This is a genomic window from Enterobacter sp. CGMCC 5087 (genome assembly GCF_003144775.1).
Lineage (GTDB): Bacteria > Pseudomonadota > Gammaproteobacteria > Enterobacterales > Enterobacteriaceae > Enterobacter > Enterobacter cloacae_M.
The window spans coordinates 1-3,499 of sequence record NZ_QFXN01000314.1 but is presented as its reverse complement, the minus strand read 5'-3'; the positions used below and the strand labels follow the sequence as shown (position 1 = coordinate 3,499).

2 protein-coding genes are annotated in these 3,499 nt (G+C 41.4%); both read right to left on the bottom strand.

Annotated elements, in window-relative coordinates; genetic code table 11:
* Positions 1-774 precede the first annotated feature (774 nt).
* The gene (locus DEO48_RS25645) at positions 775-1,809 is read right to left on the bottom strand and encodes a hypothetical protein (protein ID WP_109846675.1); all 1,035 of its coding nucleotides are present in this window, start codon (positions 1,807-1,809) and stop codon (positions 775-777) included.
* A gap of 222 nt (positions 1,810-2,031) precedes the next feature.
* A complete protein-coding gene (locus DEO48_RS25640) occupies positions 2,032-2,919 on the bottom strand; it encodes a hypothetical protein (protein WP_109846674.1) in 888 nt (295 codons plus the stop codon).
* Positions 2,920-3,499: the final 580 nt, after the last annotated feature.

The following is a 3,499-nucleotide window of genomic DNA, read 5'->3' as shown; positions in this document are numbered from 1 at the left end:
GGATGATCGATCAGCTGCGAATCGCTGATCGACGTTCCACGCGAAAACATGATCGATCAGAGCGGAATACGCAGTCAACCAGGCCGCTATCATTGCTTGATGCACAACCAGACAAATTAGTAATGAATAGAATGGTAAAGATAACAGCTACCATACGCTGATAATTCATACGGATATTTGTTAAAAAGGTAAATTTCAAGTGTAACCCCATTAAATTAACTATTTTAAAAATATAAACAACTCAGTAAATCATGCTCTGTCGCATTAAGGAATGTACGGGAAGCAGTCCTGACTCATTTCTCCTGCGTTCGTATTTTAATAGCCCATCATTTTTCAGCATCAACTGACTCGGGTGACTGTGGTGAATTAACACCGGTAACGCTAACTGACTGAAAATACCTTTGAAGATGAGTTCGCTGCAACGTTACCAAACTGGCTGTCAGATACCGGGGCTTTATTCTTACCGGATGCCGATAAATACTGGCCCGGCGCTAACTGGCAGCTTGTCAGAAAGAACACGGAAAGTATTAACGATGTTTTTATTAATTTCATTTTTATTATACTAATGATACCGGATATTTATTGATTTCCCGGGCGACAAGGCTGACTACCTGCAATTCCTGTAAAGATGAGTTCTCCGTGAAATAAATTAATATCCGAAAGTTCTTGTCGCGTATTAAGCACACAACCTGTCCCGATACTTTTTTAATCCAGCCACGGCAGGGAGAACTTCATTCATCTACTGAGTATCTCCCGCCATTAGCTATAACGAATCTACACGACAAGCGTGATGATAGCCTGACTCTTGTTTCTCTTGAGAGTAAAGTCTGTACCATAGACCGCCACATCACCATCCACCGTGACATAGTTCCCCTTCATCAACAGCGCATACTCCATATCACTCACGCTGTTGAGCACAATTTTACTCTTATTATCTTTAGGATGATTTTCATCCCTGATGAAATTAAATATTCCATTATAACCGTCATTTTCATTAAAATTCATCGCGTAGGTTATTTTTAGTTCGGCACTTTTTCCGCGAATGTTAAAATAACTGTTTTCTGCTTTCAGGCTCTTGTGTGCCACCACTTCCAGGCGTGCATTATCACAGACTTCAATAACTGCATTTCCAGAAAGGACAAGGTCCCTGCATTCCAGCACTGAATTTGACGAGCCCATAAATTGCATGTATGAGTTAGACGCTATTTTTGCATCTTCATCGACGATGGCAGCAAACGAGAATTTGCTGCCAACAGGCTCACTGCTCACCACAAGACTGCTTCTATCGCCAAAATCAAAGGATTGGCCAAGAATGCTCATTATACCATTATTATTGACCGTAACATTGGCAATTAATGAACAGCCATTACTCATTTGGAAATGCCCATCAACATCAATATTACAACCAGGTTCAAGCCCTTCCGCCATCGGGTCTATTGCTTGCAAATATATCCCCCTAAAATTAAGCGTAGCATTGGCGCTCACACTAAGCTCTATTCGTTCTAACGGGTCATCCGTCAGATTACCAATAGCGAACTCATCAGTTTGACTGTCATATTCGACGATAAGAGTACCACTTTGTACCTGTATCCTGGTCATTTCTTTTGATACAGGATCATCCGTCCAGTCGAATACCGGAGATGACTGAACATTTGATGATGCATCCAGTGTCAATGTACACCCCGGTGCATCCATCATAAAATGACGACCACATACCTTGTTGAACGTATCAGCCTTCAGTCTACTGTCACCGAACCTCGCCTGATAAGTCTGATCGGACGCCGGATCCCACTGAAATTTACGGTCCATAACTTATATCCTTACTTAATAAGAGAATGAAATAGCAATAACTACGCTGTGTAGCGAAAGGTTTAGCCGGGTGTTAAAACAGCCTCTACTACTGATAATGTCAGAGAACAGGCTGTCGTAACATTGATTTACCTTAATAAATATCATTAATAATAAATCAACAGAGAATAAATATTACCCATAGATATCTCTGTTGTCTTCCAGGCCGCTTTCGCGTTCACCTTACTTAATCATCTGTATCGTCATATTGCCCTGGTTCACAGTTATTTCAACTCCGTTAGCAATAAAATCCGCGTCTCCTTTCAATGATTTACCATTAAGCATGATACATCCGCTGCTCACAATATATCCTCGTTGAAATCCACCCACACCTTTCAGAATAAACTTACCGCCGTTTTTTCCTGCACTTGTGTCAAAGTTAAAAGTGATATCCTCAGGCGTTGCCTTGTTGAACATGTAAGGGGGAACGCCATCAGGCTCATAAGGACTAATAGTGATAGTCGCATCTTTTACGACCGCACTGCCATCATCATTGGTTATCCCTCCCAGGGTATAATGGGTTCTTACCTGACTAATATCTTTAAATGGTGGCAGTCTGAGTTCAACCTTTGCATTGTTCACGGCTGTTATGCCATATATCTTTGGAGCGGAAAGTGGAGCATCAATATTAAATTTAAGTGTTGCATTGTCATAAACAGAGATGATCTTACTTATAATAGTACCAGCAGTATGTTGGTTAACATTAATGGTGGTCTGGCTTTTGTCCCTAAGGAATAGACTACTCGCGTTTGCTGTGGGTTCTGTATCATCGAGAAAAGACAGATACATCTCAAGTATGCCACGGTTAACAATTGTACTTTCGACAAGAAGCAGACCTGCAGGATAATCAACTTCTCCCAGACTCAGCCTACCCTCGTTGATGTGAACCTTTTCAGACCATACCGCAGTACTCTCAGAACCCAATAAGTCGAGGTAATGACCTTTTGCCTCCATTGTGAATGGTTCAGATCTGCTGTAATCCTTTTCACGTAAAACGGTGCTGCCGTATGCACTGGTGTACGTCTGGTCTTTATTCCCATCCCACTTAAACTCATTGATTCGTTGATTCATAGTATTACTCTCCTTCGTCGGTTGTTTGATCCAGCTATAGGTAAGAAAATTTGTTATTCTCTGTCTTTTAAAACAGATTTTATATTTAGAGCCTGTCCCGGCACACGTAGTTGTAGAAGATAGTTTGGTGCCGGGCCAGCTTACAGAAACCGGAGCGTACATGGAGTACGTGAGGATTTCCGGGCACTGTCTGGTATCAAATGGCGAATAAAATAACCGAAGGTCTCGGTTGGTCATCAATGCGCAGCATTCAATTCAATGTTGCAAGCCCGCGCCTTATGATATTCATGTCTGTTATTGTTCCCCCTCATCATCGGTATAAGAACAAGCCAGTATTAATTCGCCGCTGTTTGTGTTTGATCCATCATTAGACGTAATGAATTTGAATCGACCTTCTGGAATAAAGAAGTCCATAAATAGCACTCTCATCTTACTGGGATCGCTTTTTGACAAAATGAAAGCCGGACCTCAAAAATACCAACACAATGATTGTGGTCAAAAAACAAACGCCCATCACCAGAACACTTCAGCTTTGTGATGAATATCACGATATTTTTTTTGTCAGGTGATAACTATCAGT